Origin of the sequence: Streptomyces nymphaeiformis (genome assembly GCF_014203895.1) — a bacterium.
GTDB lineage: Bacteria > Actinomycetota > Actinomycetes > Streptomycetales > Streptomycetaceae > Streptomyces > Streptomyces nymphaeiformis.
Map to the genome: position 1 here is coordinate 637,849 of NZ_JACHJY010000003.1, position 14,603 is coordinate 652,451.

Consider the following 14,603-nt stretch of genomic DNA (forward strand, 5'->3'; position numbering starts at 1 on the left):
CCTGCCCCACCGATGTGCGCAGGGCCCATAGTTCAGCCGTTTGCTGTGGTGCGGAACCATGTGGGTTCGTCGGCGAGCGCCTTCTCGATCCGCAGGTAGGAGAAGCGCTTCATCTCCGGGAGCGCGTCCACGTCGAACCAGCCGACCTCGGTCGACTCCTCGTCGTTGACGCGCGCCTCGCCGCCGACCGCGCGGCAGCGGAAGGCGACGTCCATGTACTGGCAGATGTCGCCGTTGGGGTAGACGACGGGCTTGCGGAGGGTCTCCACGAGCACGATCCGCTCGGGCACGCAGTGCACCGCGGTCTCCTCGAACACCTCGCGGACCACGGCGTCGGCAGGCTGCTCCCCCGGGTCGACGATCCCGCCCACGAGCGCCCAGCGGCCGTTGTCGGCCCGCTTGCCGAGCAGGACCCGGCCCCGGTCGTCGAAGACGACGGCGCTCACGCCCGGCAGGAACAGCAGCTGGTGACCGGCCGTCGCGCGCAGTTCACGGATGAAGTCAGGAGTGCCCATGCCCCGACCCTAGATCATCAACGGACCGGGGCCGGGCCCTCCGTCAGGCCGCCGGGGTCCGGCGGGCGCGGACCGCGCGGGCGCCGGCCCAGCCGAGACCCGCCACCGCGAGGGCCGCGAGCAGGGCCTCGGGCAGGGTGCCGAGGCGGGTCGCGGGGGTCTGCGAGGACCGCAGCGGCACCTTCTCGACGAGGACGTCCGGGGTGAACATCTTCGTCTGCGCGACGATCTCGCCGTCGGGGCGGATGATCGCGCTCACGCCGCTGGTGACGGGCACGACGACCGCCCGGCTGTGCTCGACCGCGCGCACCCGGCTCATCGCGAGCTGCTGGTAGGTCATCTCGGTGCGGCCGAAGGTGGCGTTGTTGCTGGGGACGGAGATCAGCTGGGCGCCGTGGGTGACGGTGTCGCGCACGGCCCAGTCGAAGGCCGCCTCGTAGCAGGTCGCGAGGCCCACCTTCGTACCGGCGAGGTCGAAGACGCCGACCTTCGTGCCGGGGCCGAAGTCCCGGCTGACGCGGTCGACGTTGCTGTTGAAGAGCCGTACGAAGGACCGCATCGGGATGTACTCGCCGAAGGGCTGGACGTGCCGCTTGTCGTACGTGGCGACGGGGCCGCGCCGGGGGTCCCACTGGATGAGGGTGTTGCGGAGCTTGCCGGTCTCGGGGGCGATGACGGCGCCGATCACGGTGGGCACGCCGATCGCCTTGACGGCGCCGTCGATGACGTCGGCCGCGTCGGGGTTCGCGTACGGGTCGATGTCGGAGGAGTTCTCCGGCCACAGCACGAAGTCGGGCTGCGGCTCACGGCCCTCCTTGACGGCCTGGGCGAGCTCGCGGGTGCGGGCCACGTGGTTGTCGAGGACGGCGCGGCGCTGGGCGTTGAAGTCGAGGCCCAGGCGGGGCACGTTGCCCTGTACGGCCGCGACGGTGGCGGTGCCGTCCTCGGCGGAGTCGTCGACGAGGGGCAGCGCGGCGAGGGCGCCGGTGACCGGGACGAGGACCGCGAGCGCGGCGGCGGCGAGCGGGCCGCGCGGGACGGTGCCGGTGGCCCTGTACGCGCGGAACCGCCGGACAGCCTCGTACAGGCCGAACCCGCACAGGGCGACGGCGAAGCCCAGCACCGGGGTGCCGCCGACGGCGGCGAGCGGCAGGAACACGCCGTCCGCCTGCCCGAAGGCCACCTTGCCCCAGGGGAAGCCGCCGAAGGGCACGCGCGCGCGTGCCCCCTCCCCGAGGATCCACACCCCGGCGGCGAAGAACGGCCACCAGGGGAGCCGGGAGACGGCCGCGATGCCGAGGCCCGCGGCGGCGACGAAGAGCGCCTCGACGGCGGCGAGGGCCAGCCACGGACCGGCGCCGACCTCCTCACCGGTCCACACGAGGAGCGGGAGCAGGAAGCCGAGCCCCGCGAGGTAGCCGAGGCCGAACCCGGCGCGGAGCCGGCGGCCCCGCAGGGTCCAGCCGAGCAGCGCGAAGGCGGGCAGCGCGAGCCACCACAGGGGGCGCGGGGGGAAGCTCAGGAAGAGCAGGAACCCGGACAGCAGAGCCGCCCCGGGCCGCACGAACCGCCGCAGCCGGGAGCCCGGCGTGGGTGCGGTGTCGGGACCGGGCGCTTCGACGGGGGTGATGGTGGCGCTCACCTTGGGGAGTCTACGTGTCGTCCCTGTGCGGGAGGAGGGTGGTACGGCCCGGCGCGGAGCGTCTCCCGGGCGGCTGTACCGGGGTGTCGCTCCGTCCCGGTCACACCCCGGTCGGGGCGGGCGGGGTCGGTGGGGCCGGGTGGCGCAGGCGGGCGCGGATGACGCGTACCGCGGACTCGGCGTCGTCGACGGTCACGGTGAAGGTCAGGCCGTCGCCGAGGCGCAGGACCAGGGCCTCGCCCCGCCGGACGATGACGGCGGTGCCCTTCTCGGGCCGCCAGCGGTAGCCCCAGCCGCCCCACTGGCGCGGGGTGACGCTGGGCGCGAAGTCGGCGCCGACGACCTGGGTGAGCGGGATGCGGCGGCGCGGCACGCCGATGTGGCCGCAGCGGACCTCCATGGCGCGGTCGTCGACCTTCACGGCGACGTGGACGAAGGCGAGGGTCCCGAAGAGGACGAGGAGTCCGGCGGCGACGCAGCCGATCACCGCCATGAGGAGGGCGGCGATGCCGGAGGTCCACGGGGACTCGACGGCGAGGGTGATGCCGAGGGCCATGCAGGCGGCGCCGGCGGCGGCCGCGACCCACTGGAAGCGGTTGGTCGCGCGGCCGGTCCAGACGGCGGGTGCCGGCTCGTTCCGGGAAAGCTCCCTCATGAGGGGAGAGTACCCGGGATCGGCGCGGTCAGCGCGCCGGAGCGCAGTGGTCCGGTGACGCTCAGTGCGCGGCGGCCGTGGCCGCGAGGGCGCGGCCCTCCGCGTAGCCGAGGGCCGGGGCGGGGAGCTGTCCGGGGCGTCCGCTGAGGAGGACGGAGAGGGTGCCGGTGGGGTCCGCGTCGGGCGCGGGCTCGGCACCGATCCGGCGCAGGGCCTGGGCGGCGACGGCGTCGGCGGAGCCGTGGAAGACGATCGGCGGGAGCCCGGCCCGGCGGCGGGCCTCCAGGGCGGCGACGATCCGCTCCTCGACGAGTTCGTAGTGGGTGCAGCCGAGGACGACGGCGCGGACGTCGGTCGGGGTGAGCGCGGCGGCCGCGGCGACGGCGGCGTCCACGGCGTCCGCGTCGGCGTGCTCGACGGCGTCGGCGAGTCCCGGGCAGGGCACCTCGGTGACCTCGGCGCCGTCGGCGAAGTCGCGGATGAGTCCGCGCTGGTAGGCGCTGCCGGTGGTGGCGGGGGTGGCCCAGATGGCGACCTTGCCGGCGGCCGCGGCGGCGGGCTTGATCGCGGGGACGGTGCCGATGACGGGGATGTCCGGTTCGAGGGCGGCGCGCAGGGCGGGCAGGGCGTGCACGGTGGCGGTGTTGCAGGCCACGATGAGCGCCTGCGGCCGGTGCGCGGCGGCGGCGAGGGCGACGTCGACGGCGCGGCCCGTCAGGTCCTCGGGGGTACGGGGTCCCCAGGGCATGCCGTCGGGGTCGTTGGAGAGCAGGATGTCCGCGTCCGGCCGGAGCCGTCGCACCGCGGCCGCCGCCGGGAGCAGGCCGATTCCGGAGTCCATGAGCGCGATCTTCACCCGGTCACCCTAGCCGATGAGCCGTTCGTCCCCCGCGATCTGGGGCAGACTGCCGCGAATGAGCACCCTTGCCTGGTTCTCGATCGCGTCCCTGGCCGTCTGGCTCTGGCTGCTGCTCGGCCAGGGCTTCTTCTGGCGCACGGACCAGCGGCTGCCGCCGGAGCGCCCCGGGGGTGGGCGGTGGCCGCGGGTGGCCGTGGTGGTGCCCGCGCGGGACGAGGCGGAGGTCCTGCCGCTGAGCCTGCCGTCGCTGCTCGCGCAGGACTATCCGGGGATCGCGGAGGTCTTCCTCGTCGACGACGGGAGTACGGACGGGACGGGGAGGCTGGCCGTCGAGCTGGCCGCCCGGGACGGCGGGCTGCCGCTGACCGTCGTGTCGCCGGGGGAGCCGGAGCCGGGCTGGACGGGGAAGCTGTGGGCGCTGCGGCACGGGATGGCGCTGGCACGCGCGCGGGGCCCGGAGTTCCTACTGCTCACGGACGCGGACATCGCACACGAGCCGGACAGTCTGCGGCGTCTCGTGGCGGCGGCCGTCGGGAACGATCTGGACCTGGTGTCGCAGATGGCCCGGCTGCGGGTGGCGAGCTTCTGGGAGCGTCTCGTCGTGCCGGCGTTCGTCTACTTCTTCGCGCAGCTGTATCCGTTCCGCTGGATCAACCGGACGCGGCCGCTCGCGACGGCGGCGGCGGGCGGCTGCGTGCTGCTGCGGACGGAGGCGGCGGTGGCGGCGGACGTGCCGGAGGCGATCCGGCAGGCGGTGATCGACGACGTGTCGCTCGCGCGGGCCGTACGGCGGGCCGGGGGGCGGATCTGGCTCGGGCTCGCCGAACGGGTCGACAGCGTCCGCCCGTACCCGGGTCTCGGCGAGCTGTGGCGGATGGTCGCGCGGAGCGCGTACGCCCAACTGCGGCACAGTCCGCTGCTGCTCGTGGGGACGGTCGCGGGGCTCGCGCTCGTCTATCTGGTGCCGCCGGTGGCCCTGGCGGCCGGCGCGTGGGGCGGGGACGCGCCGGCGGCGTGGGCCGGGGGTGCCGCGTGGGCGGTGATGGCGGGGACGTACGTGCCGATGCTCCGCTACTACCGGCAGCCGCTGTGGCTCGCTCCCCTGCTGCCGTTCACCGCGTTCCTCTACCTCCTGATGACGGTGGACTCGGCGGTGCGGCACTACCGGGGCCGGGGCGCGGCGTGGAAGGGCCGGACGTACGCGCGCCCGGAGGCGGCACCGGACCGCTGAACGCCCCGGCTCCCGGTCGGGTCAGCCGGAGATCCCGGCGGGCTCCTCCACCGCAGCCGGGGTGTCGGCCGGGGCGGCCGCTGCGGGCCGCTGCTGCCGTCGGCGGGCCGTGAGGAGGTGGACGACCGTGAGGAGGGCCAGCCAGACCACGCCGACGACGAGCGCCACGCGGGTGCTCTCGTGGAGGGCGAGCAGGACCATCACCGCGGCCATGAAGAGGACGGTGACGATCTGGCCGTAGGGCCAGAACGGGGCCGGGAACTTCAGGGAGGCGGCTTCCTCGGCGGACATCGAGCGGCGGGCCTTCAGCTGGGTGAGCAGGATCATCATCCAGACGAAGACCGTGGCGAACGTGGCGATGGAGGAGATGATCAGGAAGATCCTGCCCGGGACGAGGGCGTTCATCAGGACGGCGAGGAGCAGGGCGCCGATCATGACGAGGGTGGTCACCCAGGGCACGCCGTTGCGGCTCACGCGACACATGACGGAGGGGCCGTGTCCGCGCTCGGCGAGGCCGTACATCGTGCGGCCCGCGGCGAAGATGTCGCTGTTGATGGCGGACAGCGCGGCGGTGAGGACCACGACGTTGAGGACGGCGGCCGCGGACTTGAGGCCCACTCCGGCGAAGATCTGCACGAAGGGGCTGCCCGAGTCGCTGATCTGCTGCCAGGGGGTGATCGACATGATCACGGCGAGGGTCAGCACGTAGAAGAGGATGATCCGCAGCGGGATGGAGTTCACCGCGCCCGGGATGGCCTTCTCCGGGGACTGCGCCTCGCCGGCCGTGACGCCGATGATCTCGGTGCCGCCGAAGGCGAACATGACGATGGCGAAGGAGATGACGAAGCCGTCGGCGCCGCCCGCGAAGAAGCCGCCGTCGTCCCACAGGTTGGACAGGCCGATGTGGGCGTGGCCGCCGCCGAGGCCGAAGGCGATCACCGCGATGCCGACGACGATCATCGCGACGATGGCGACGATCTTCACGAGGGACAGCCAGAACTCCAGCTCGCCGAAGACCTTGACGCTGACGAGGTTGAGCGCGCCGACGATGAGGACGGCGGCCAGGACCCAGATCCAGCGCGGGACGTCGGGGAACCAGAAGCCCATGTAGACCCCGATGGCCGTGACGTCGGCGACGGCGACGATGACCATCTCGAAGGCGTACGTCCAGCCGGTGACGAAGCCGGCGAGCGGCCCGAGGTGCCGGTTCGCGTACTCGCCGAAGGAGCCGGCGCAGGGGGACGCCACGGCCATCTCGCCGAGGGACCTCAGGACGAGGAAGACGGCGGCGCCGCCGATCAGGTAGGCGAGGAGGACCGCGGGGCCGCCCGCCCGGATGGATTCGGACGAGCCGTAGAAGAGCCCGGTGCCGATCGCGGAGCCGAGGGCGATGAAGCGGATGTGCCGCGAGTTGAGCCCACGGCTCAGGCCGGCGTTTTCGGTACGCAAACGAGTGTCTCCCTCGTGGGGGGGGCGGGGCGTCGGAGGACCTGGCCGGGCGGTGCGTCTCGCGGCACGCCCGTCGTTCGAGCTGCCGACGGCGAATGCCAGCCTGTATATTCCTGTCTATACAGGTGCGTCAAGAGGTGACCCGATGACTGAACGCAAACCGACACCCGGTCCCGCGTCGAGCGCCTCTCCCGCGGTCGCGCGCGCCCTGGACATGCTCATGTACCTGGCCGCCCGGCCCGGACTCGTACAGGCCGCCACACTCGCCCGTGACCTGGGCATTCCGCGCTCGTCCGCGTACCACATCCTCACCGTGCTGACCGACCGCGGCTTCGTCACGTACGTCCCGTCGGAACAGGCGTACGGGCTCGGCGTCTCCTCCTTCGAGGTGGGCTCGGCCTACCTGCGCCACGAACCCCTGGAGCGGCTCGCCCGGCCGATCCTGCGCGCCACCGCGAGCCGCCTCGGCCAGACCGTGCACCTCGGCATCCTGCACGGCGCGGAGACCGTCTACCTGCTCAAGGAGCGCCCGCCGGCCCGCGCGGGGGACGTCGACATCGCACTCGTGACGGATGTCGGCGTGCGCCTGCCCGCCCATCTGACGGCCAACGGCCGCGCCATCCTCGCCCACACCTCGGAGGCGCAGCTGCGGGCGCTGTTCCCCCGGCCCGGCGATCTGACCACCCGCACCGGACGCGGGCCGCGCTCCCTGCCGGAACTGACCGGCGAACTGGCCCGGGAGCGGGAGCGCGGCTGGTCGCAGGAGGTGGAGCTGGTGTCCCAGGGGTTCTGCTCGATGGGGGTGGCCGCGTTCGACCACAACGAGCGGCCGGTCGCCGCGATCAGCACCACCTGGCGCCGCCACCACGGCCGGCACGACACCGAGGACGTGCGCCAGGCCCTGGCGCAGGGTGCGGCACGGCTGACCGCGGCCGTCTCGGGACACGCGCCGACGGGCGCGGGGGCACGGACCGCCGCCTGAGCCGCCTCGGCCAGACCGCCGCCTGAGCCGCCTCCGCCCGCGCCGGCTCAGTGCGTGGCGAACGCGCCTTCGAGGCGGTAGCGGGAGCCCGGGTGGAGCAGGCGCGCGATGCTCACGAGCGCGTCCCGCGACCACGTGCGGCGCAGGATCAGCAGGCACGGCTCGGACGGTCCGATGCCGAGGATCTCGCATTCCTCGGGGGTCGCCAGGACCGCCTCCACGATGTGCTCGCCCCGCCCCAGCGGCGCGACCTTCGACAGGAACGTGTACGGGGTCTGCAGCGTGAAGTCCTGCTCCAGATAGCCCGGGGCGAAGGCCGGGTTGACGTAGCGGTCCTCCAGCTGGAGCGGCACCCCGTCCTCGTAGTGCACCACGCGCGAGCGGAACACCCGCTGCCCGGTGCCGAGACCGAGGTGCGCGCCGGTCCTGTCGTCGGCCTCCTCCTCGCCCAGGGACAGCACACGGGCGGCGTAGGCGTGGCCGCGGTGGTGCACCTCGTCGGCGATGTTGTGGACCTCGAGGAGCGCGGAGCTGGCCTTGCGCTGGGCGACGAAGCTGCCGACGCCCATGACGCGCCGGATGACGCCCTCGGCGGCGAGCTCGCGCAGGGCACGGTTGACGGTCATCCGGGACAGGCCGAGGGCCTCGACGAACTGGCTCTCCGAGGGCAGGGCGTCGTCCTCCTGCCAGTGGCCGTCCCGGATCCGCCGCTGGACGAGCTCCTTGACGCGCTGGTACGCGGGGACGGAACCGCCCCCGCCCTGCGCGTACCACCGGGCCAGCTCCACCGGGTCCACGGCCACGCCGCCCACCGTCCTCGCCATCCGCTCCCCCTGCCTCCTACCTGGGACGAATCCTAGGGGAGCGGTGCCGGCGGCGACCGGGCCGATGGTCCCGTTCCGGGGGAAGTGTCTCGGATCCGAGAGATGCGGGCGCCGCCGCTGGTCCCGGCTCCGCCGCTCGCGTGTCATGACGGTGCACAACGGCTCGATCCCCTTGAGGAGCAACCATGACCAGCCCTTCCCACGAAGCGCCGGGCGTCGTCCGGGCCCCGCGCGGCACCGAACTGAACTGCCTCGGATGGCAGCAGGAGGGCGCCCTGCGGATGCTCATGAACAACCTCGACCCCGAGGTCGCCGAGCACCCCGAGGACCTCGTCGTCTACGGCGGCACCGGGAAGGCCGCCCGCAACCACGAGGCGTACGACGCGATCGTCCGCACCCTCAAGACCCTCAAGGACGACGAGACCCTCCTCGTGCAGTCCGGCAAGCCGGTCGGCGTGATGCGCACGAACGAGTGGGCGCCGCGCGTGCTGCTCGCCAACTCCAACCTGGTGGGCGACTGGGCCAACTGGGAGGAGTTCCGCAAGCTGGAGGCCGAGGGCCTGACCATGTACGGCCAGATGACGGCCGGTTCGTGGATCTACATCGGCAGCCAGGGCATCCTGCAGGGCACGTACGAGACCTTCGGCGCCGTCGCCCGCAAGAAGTTCGGCGGCACCCTGGCCGGCACGATCACCCTGACCGCCGGCATGGGCGGCATGGGCGGCGCCCAGCCGCTGGCCGTGACGATGAACGACGGTGTCGCGATCTGCGTCGACGTCGACGAGACGCGCATCGACCGCCGCATCGGCACCCGCTACCTCGACGTCAAGGCCGACAACCTCGACCACGCCCTCGAACTGGCCGTCCAGGCCCGCGACGAGCGCCGTGGCCTGTCCATCGGCGTCGTCGGCAACGCCGCCGAGATCTTCCCCGAGCTCCTGGAGCGGGGCGCCCCGATCGACATCGTCACCGACCAGACCTCCGCCCACGACCCGCTGGCCTACCTGCCCGTCGGCATCCCGGTCGAGGACTGGCACAAGGAGCGCGAGGCGGACCCGGCCGGCTTCACCGAGCGCGCGCGCAAGTCGATGGCCCTGCACGTCGAGGCCATGGTCGGCTTCCTCGACAAGGGCGCCGAGGTCTTCGACTACGGCAACTCCATCCGCGACGAGGCCCGCAAGGCCGGTTACGACCGGGCCTTCGACTTCCCCGGCTTCGTCCCGGCGCACATCCGCCCGCTGTTCGAGGAGGGCCTCGGCCCGTTCCGCTGGGCCGCGCTGTCCGGCGACCCGGCCGACATCGCCAAGACGGACGCCGCGATCAAGGAGCTGTTCCCCGAGAACGAGCACCTGCACCGCTGGCTGGACATGGCCGGCGAGCGCGTCTCGTTCGAGGGCCTGCCCGCCCGCATCTGCTGGCTCGGTTACGGCGAACGCCACCGCGCGGGCCTGAAGTTCAACGAGATGGTGGCGAACGGCGAACTGTCCGCCCCCGTCGCCATCGGCCGCGACCACCTCGACTCCGGCTCCGTCGCCTCCCCGTACCGGGAGACCGAGTCGATGCTCGACGGCTCCGACGCCATCGCCGACTGGCCGCTGCTCAACGCCCTGGTGAACACCTCCTCCGGCGCCTCCTGGGTCTCCATCCACCACGGCGGCGGCGTCGGCATGGGCCGCTCCATCCACGCCGGCCAGGTCTGCATCGCCGACGGCACCGAGCTCGCGGCCCGCAAGCTGGAGCGCGTCCTGACGAACGACCCGGGCATGGGTGTCATCCGGCACGTGGACGCCGGATACGAGTACGCCTCCTCGGTCGCCAAGGAGCGCGGCGTGCGCATCCCGATGACGGAGACCGGGGACGGCACGGCGTGAGCACCTTCCAGGAGACCGCTCCCCCGGTCACGGACGTCCCGGCCCGCCCCTGGTCGGGCCGGGACGACGGGCCCGGTGCCGAACACCTGCGGTGGCACAAGGCCGTCGAGCTCGACCCGGAGCTGACGGAGCCCGGCGACGTGGCGTTCGTCGGCTTCGGCTCCGACGAGGGCGTGCGCCGGAACAAGGGGCGGCAGGGCGCCGCGCAGGGCCCCGACGCCCTGCGGCGGGCCCTCGCCCCGATGGCGCTGCCGAAGCCGCTGCGGGCCCTCGACGCCGGTGACGTGACGGTCGACGGCGACGCGGACGACGCCCTGGAGGCCGGTCAGCAGCGGCTGGGCCGGGCGGTCGCGCACCTCGTCGAAGCGGGCCACCCCGTGGTGGTCCTCGGCGGCGGGCACGAGGTCGCGTTCGGGACGTACAGCGGTCTGGAGCAGACGCGGGCCCTCAAGGCCGGCGGGCGGCTCGGGGTGCTGAACCTCGACGCGCACTTCGATCTCCGCGAGGACGCGCGGCCCAGCTCGGGCACGCCGTTCCTGCAGATGGCGCAGAGCGAGCGGCGGCACGGCCGCGACCTCAACTACTGGGTGCTCGGCATCAGTCAGGCCGCCAACACCGAGGCGCTGTTCCGCACCGCGGAGTCGCTCGGGGTGCGGTACCTGGAGGACGGCGAGTGCGGGCTGCTCGCCATGGCGCGGGTGGAGGCCTTCGTCGACGAGTTCCTCGCGAGCTGCGACCTCGTCCACCTGACGATCGACCTGGACGTGCTGCCGGCGGCCGTCGCCCCCGGGGTCAGCGCGCCCGCCGCGTACGGCGTGCCGATGGAGGTCGTCGAGCAGGTCTGCACACGGGTCGCGCGCAGCGGCAAGCTCGTGGTCGTCGACGTCGCCGAGCTCAATCCGGAGTTCGACGTCGACCAGCGCACGGCGCGGGCCGCCGCGCGTCTGGTGCACCGGACGGTCACCACCTGGGCGTGACGCCCTTCCCCTGAACAGGCCGCCAGGCCGCCCGGCATACGAGAGCCGCGGCCTGGCGGCCGCGACTCTTCCCGCCCGGATCAGCTCAGCGGAGCGGATCCGCCCACGCCCGGATCCGCTCAGGCCCCGATCCGCTCAGCGGACGTCCGTGAGGGCGACGATCGCGAGGACCCCGTCGACGGTGACGTCGACGGGGTCCTCGTCGTCCTGGAGCAGGACCGCGTCGAGCCGGCCGAGGCCGACGGACTCCCCGCCCGGCGTCGCGGTGCCGTCGAGGACGATCGCGAGGACACGGGTCCCGGGGGCGGGGCGCAGCACCGTACCGCGGCGTTCGACGGACACCTCGGCCTTCACCTCGCCGCGCCGCACCATGACGTTGAAGTCGACGATGGGGCCGTCGAGCAGCCGGCAGTCGGTGGCGGCGTCGCCGGAGAAGGCGAAGGGCGCACAGGGGGTGTCGACGACGTGCTCCGCGCCGTCGACGGTGAGGACCATGCCCGGCCCGTCGACGACGGTGATGATCCGGTCGACGCCCTCGAACGTGGAGAAGGGACCGCTGCTCGCGACGTCGGCGACGCTGATCCGCCACGCGAAGTCGTCGGTGCCGGCGCCATGGGGGTGGGCGACGACCTCGGTGGTGATGCCGCCGCCGTTCTTCCAGGGTGCGGGGGTCCGGTCGTGCGCGCGCAGGATCTGAGGTGCCATGAGGGTGTTCTTCCTTCTGGATCTGATCGGTCGGTGGGGGAAATCGGTCGGTCGGGAAAACACGACATCCTCCCCCGCCGCCTGGGGGCCGCGGGAGAGGAGGTGTCGTGGGTCGGTCGGGCTAGCGCTCGGCGGTGTGACGGGTGTCGAGGGCGCTCTCGGTGAAGACCCGGTATCCGGTCGCCGGGTCGTATCCGTGGATCTCGCGGGTGTCGAGGGCGGCCATGTACGTCAGGACGTCCTTGCTGACGATCTGCCCGGGGACGAGCACGGGGAAGCCGGGCGGGTACGGGGTGACGAACGTGGCCGAGACGACGGTGCGGCCCCGCGCCATGGCGTCGGTGATGGCGTCCACCGACAGGTGCTCGCACTGGGTGTCGTCGTAGGCGAGGAAGAACGCGGAGCGCATGTCGCCCTCGGGGGTGCGCGGGCTCGGCCGGAACGCCGGGTGGAACGCACTGAAGTCGGGCAGGGCCGCGGAGCCCGCGTCGAGGCCGGTGGCGGCGCTGTCGTGTGCGGCCCGGTCGTGCGGGCTCATCTCGCCGATGCGTTCCTCCAGGTCCTCGGCGATGCGGACGAGCACCTCGATCAGGTAGGCGACGGAGCTGCGGGTGGTGCCGATGTTCGTCATGAACAGCAGCGTGTTGCGGGTCGTCTTGTTGACCTGGATGCCGTGCCGGTCCATCAGGAGGTCGTGCTTGAAGGTGTCCCCGTCGATCCCGGTGCGCCCGATGTGCAGGGTGGCGCGGGTGGGGTCGAGGACGAACTCGTCCTCCTCCCAGGCCCGTTCCATCCGGGCGAGGCCGGTGCGCAGGGGCTGCTCGATGCCGGAGGAGCGGAAGCGGGGCGGGACGAGTTCCGGCGTGGTGAGGATGCGCAGGTAGCGGCTGAGCAGCGGGTGCTGGGCGACCGCGTCGCGGAGCACTCCGGCCTGTTCGAGCTGCTTCTGGACGAGCGCGAAGCCCTCGAAGACGGCCTGCCGGCGGCCGAGGTCCATCGAGGCGAGGATCTGGTAGTTGGGCGACGTCGAGGTGTGCGTCATGTACGCCTCGTGGAACACCTCGGCGACCTTGTGGCGGAAGTCCTGGTCGAAGACGTGGACCATCGAGCCCTGGCGCATCGAGGTGAGCGTCTTGTGCGTGGACTGGGTGGCGTAGACGCGGACGCGGACCTTCTCCGGGTCGGGCATCAGCCGGGTGGTGGCGAGGGTCTCGTCGTCGGGGTCGTCGCCGAGGCTCGCACGGTGGGCCGCATAGGTGTCGGCGTACGCGGGGTCGCGGTAGCGGTCGGTGAGGGTGCGGGCCGCGTCCATGGCGGTGCGGCGGCGGTAGACGGGGTGGAAGCGGGCGAAGGCGAACCAGGCCTCGTCCCACAGGAACGCCAGGTCCGGCTTGAGGGCCAGGCACTCCTCCATCACGCGCGAGGGGTTGTAGACGATCCCGTCGAAGGTGCAGTTGGTGAGCATGAGGAGCTTGACGCGGTGCAGGACGCCCTCGTGCTTGAGCATCAGCAGCTTCCGCTTGATCTCCTCCACCGGCACGGCGCCGTACATGCCGTACTCGTCGAGGGGATAGGCGTCGAGGTAGACGACGTGGGCACCGGCGAGGACGAGTCCGTAGTGGTGCGACTTGTGGCAGTTGCGGTCCACGAGCACGATGTCGCCGGGTCGTACGAGCGCCTGCACGACGATCTTGTTGGCGGTGGAGGTGCCGTTGGTGACGAAGTAGGTCTGGCGGGCGCCGAAGGCCTCGGCGGCCAGGTCCTGGGCCTCGCGCAGCGGACCGGTGGGGGCGAGCAGGGAGTCCAGGCCGCCGGAGGTGGCGGAGGTCTCGGCGAGGAAGATGTTCAGGCCGTAGAAGTCCGCGATCTCCGGTATCCAGGGCGAGTTGAGCACCGAGGCGCCGCGGGAGACGGGCAGGGCGTGGAAGACGCCGGTGGGCTTGCGGCTGTGGGCGCGCAGCGCGGTGAAGAACGGGGCGCGGTGGCGTTCGGTGATGCCGTGCAGGATCGACAGGTGCAGTTCGAGGAGGCCTTCGCGGGCGTGGAAGACGCGCCGGAAGCGGCGGCCGATGCGGCTCGCGGTGGACTCGACGGCCCGTTCGGACACGAGGTAGAGGTCGAGTTCGGGGCGCAGGGCGAGGAGCCGGTCGCCGAGGGCGCGGATCCGTTCGCCGCTGTCCCCTGGTGCGGCGGCGTCGGTGGCCTCGTCGAAGAACCGGCGGACGACGCTGAGGTCGTGGCGGGAGCGCGCGGTGAACCGGTCGCGGATGACGACGGCCTGGAGGCTGGAGTTGACGAGGGAGGCGATGACCGCGTCCTCGAAGCTGGGGGCGACGACGATCTCGTAGCCGAACTCGTCGTCGGGGCGGCGCAGCCGGCGCAGTTCGGCGCGCAGCGCCTGTTCCTCGGCGGCGTCCAGGTCGCCGACGACGAGGACCTCGAAGTACGGGGCGGAGGGCGCGGGCGGGGTGTGCGCGGGGTCCGTCGTCTCGTCGGGCGCGGCGCTCGGGGTGGCGGCGGTGTGCGGGGCGGTGCCGTGGTGGCGGTGTCCGGCGAGGGCGCGGTACAGCTCGTCGGTGCGCTGGGCGAGTTGCCGGTACTCGTGCTGGTCGTGGAGCCCGCGGAGTTCCTTCAGCGCGGCCGTGCCGGGGAAGGCCCAGCAGTGCTCGACGGGTGTCAGGAGGCGGATGAGTTCCCGGATGCGCGCGGCGGTGTCCGGGCGACCGTCCGGACCCTGGGTGGCGAGGCGGTGGGTGAGGTCCGCCAGTGAGCTCCAGGCGTCGGCGCGCAGTTGACCGACGCTGTTGTGCACCGTGGCGGTCGGCAGGTCATTCACCGGGGAACGGCTCCTTCTGAGGGCTGCCCGGCCGGCCGCGGACGGGGAAGGCGGGGG

At 72.9% G+C, this 14,603-nt stretch carries 12 protein-coding genes; 4 read left to right on the forward strand and 8 right to left on the reverse strand.

All coding sequences use genetic code 11. The features are described 5' to 3' along the window. Positions 1 to 32 precede the first annotated feature (32 nt). From GGE06_RS12930 to GGE06_RS12945, 4 genes are all read right to left on the reverse strand, one after another. On the reverse strand, positions 33 to 515 hold the full coding sequence (locus tag GGE06_RS12930; RefSeq protein WP_116162504.1) for an NUDIX hydrolase: 483 nt from the start codon (positions 513 to 515) through the stop codon (positions 33 to 35). 43 nt (positions 516 to 558) lie between these two features. Beyond that, positions 559 to 2,157, reverse strand: coding sequence for an apolipoprotein N-acyltransferase (gene lnt, locus GGE06_RS12935; RefSeq protein ID WP_184930890.1), 1,599 nt, complete (start codon positions 2,155 to 2,157; stop codon positions 559 to 561). 100 nt (positions 2,158 to 2,257) lie between these two features. Further along, the gene (locus tag GGE06_RS12940; RefSeq protein WP_116162500.1) at positions 2,258 to 2,812 is read right to left on the reverse strand and encodes a hypothetical protein; all 555 of its coding nucleotides are present in this window, start codon (positions 2,810 to 2,812) and stop codon (positions 2,258 to 2,260) included. 61 nt (positions 2,813 to 2,873) lie between these two features. After that, a complete protein-coding gene (locus GGE06_RS12945) occupies positions 2,874 to 3,668 on the reverse strand; it encodes a glutamate racemase (protein ID WP_184930891.1) in 795 nt (264 codons plus the stop codon). Positions 3,669 to 3,726: 58 nt separating this feature from the next. Here GGE06_RS12945 and GGE06_RS12950 point away from each other — a divergent pair, with 58 nt between their 5' ends. Further along, entirely contained in the window at positions 3,727 to 4,902 is a 1,176-nt protein-coding gene (locus tag GGE06_RS12950; RefSeq protein WP_116162496.1) for a glycosyltransferase, read from the forward strand. Between the two features lie 21 nt (positions 4,903 to 4,923). Here GGE06_RS12950 and GGE06_RS12955 read toward each other — a convergent pair whose 3' ends face one another. After that, a complete protein-coding gene (locus tag GGE06_RS12955) occupies positions 4,924 to 6,351 on the reverse strand; it encodes an amino acid permease (protein ID WP_184930892.1) in 1,428 nt (475 codons plus the stop codon). A 145-nt stretch (positions 6,352 to 6,496) separates the two neighbouring features. On the opposite strand from GGE06_RS12955, the gene GGE06_RS12960 reads away from it, so the two are divergent. Next, positions 6,497 to 7,333, forward strand: a complete 837-nt coding sequence (locus tag GGE06_RS12960; protein WP_246532498.1) for an IclR family transcriptional regulator — start codon at positions 6,497 to 6,499, stop codon at positions 7,331 to 7,333. Positions 7,334 to 7,380: 47 nt separating this feature from the next. Here GGE06_RS12960 and hutC read toward each other — a convergent pair whose 3' ends face one another. Further along, complete coding sequence (gene hutC, locus GGE06_RS12965; RefSeq protein WP_184930893.1) at positions 7,381 to 8,157, reverse strand: histidine utilization transcriptional repressor HutC; 777 nt, start codon at positions 8,155 to 8,157, stop codon at positions 7,381 to 7,383. A gap of 185 nt (positions 8,158 to 8,342) precedes the next feature. On the opposite strand from hutC, the gene hutU reads away from it, so the two are divergent. Both hutU and hutG read left to right on the forward strand, forming a co-directional pair. Beyond that, complete coding sequence (hutU, locus tag GGE06_RS12970; protein WP_184930894.1) at positions 8,343 to 10,028, forward strand: urocanate hydratase; 1,686 nt, start codon at positions 8,343 to 8,345, stop codon at positions 10,026 to 10,028. Continuing rightward, positions 10,025 to 11,005 carry a formimidoylglutamase gene (gene hutG / locus GGE06_RS12975; RefSeq protein WP_116162488.1) on the forward strand — a complete coding sequence of 327 codons (981 nt, stop codon included), beginning with the start codon at positions 10,025 to 10,027 and terminating at the stop codon, positions 11,003 to 11,005. The genes hutU and hutG overlap by 4 nt, the downstream gene beginning before the upstream one ends. 135 nt (positions 11,006 to 11,140) lie before the next feature. Here hutG and GGE06_RS12980 read toward each other — a convergent pair whose 3' ends face one another. Continuing rightward, complete coding sequence (locus GGE06_RS12980) at positions 11,141 to 11,710, reverse strand: HutD/Ves family protein (protein ID WP_184930895.1); 570 nt, start codon at positions 11,708 to 11,710, stop codon at positions 11,141 to 11,143. Between the two features lie 121 nt (positions 11,711 to 11,831). Continuing rightward, entirely contained in the window at positions 11,832 to 14,546 is a 2,715-nt protein-coding gene (locus GGE06_RS12985; RefSeq protein ID WP_184930896.1) for an aminotransferase class I/II-fold pyridoxal phosphate-dependent enzyme, read from the reverse strand. Positions 14,547 to 14,603 lie beyond the last annotated feature (57 nt).

Bases quoted from the DNA above. Each gene is read 5' to 3' on its own strand.
- GGE06_RS12930 (WP_116162504.1), bottom strand. From the start codon at position 515: ATGGGCACTCCTGACTTCATCCGTGAACTGCGCGCGACGGCCGGTCAC.
- GGE06_RS12940 (WP_116162500.1), bottom strand. From the start codon at position 2,812: ATGAGGGAGCTTTCCCGGAACGAGCCGGCACCCGCCGTCTGGACCGGC.
- GGE06_RS12950 (WP_116162496.1), top strand. From the start codon at position 3,727: ATGAGCACCCTTGCCTGGTTCTCGATCGCGTCCCTGGCCGTCTGGCTC.
- GGE06_RS12960 (WP_246532498.1), top strand. From the start codon at position 6,497: ATGACTGAACGCAAACCGACACCCGGTCCCGCGTCGAGCGCCTCTCCC.
- hutC (WP_184930893.1), bottom strand. From the start codon at position 8,157: ATGGCGAGGACGGTGGGCGGCGTGGCCGTGGACCCGGTGGAGCTGGCC.
- hutU (WP_184930894.1), top strand. From the start codon at position 8,343: ATGACCAGCCCTTCCCACGAAGCGCCGGGCGTCGTCCGGGCCCCGCGC.
- GGE06_RS12980 (WP_184930895.1), bottom strand. From the start codon at position 11,710: ATGGCACCTCAGATCCTGCGCGCGCACGACCGGACCCCCGCACCCTGG.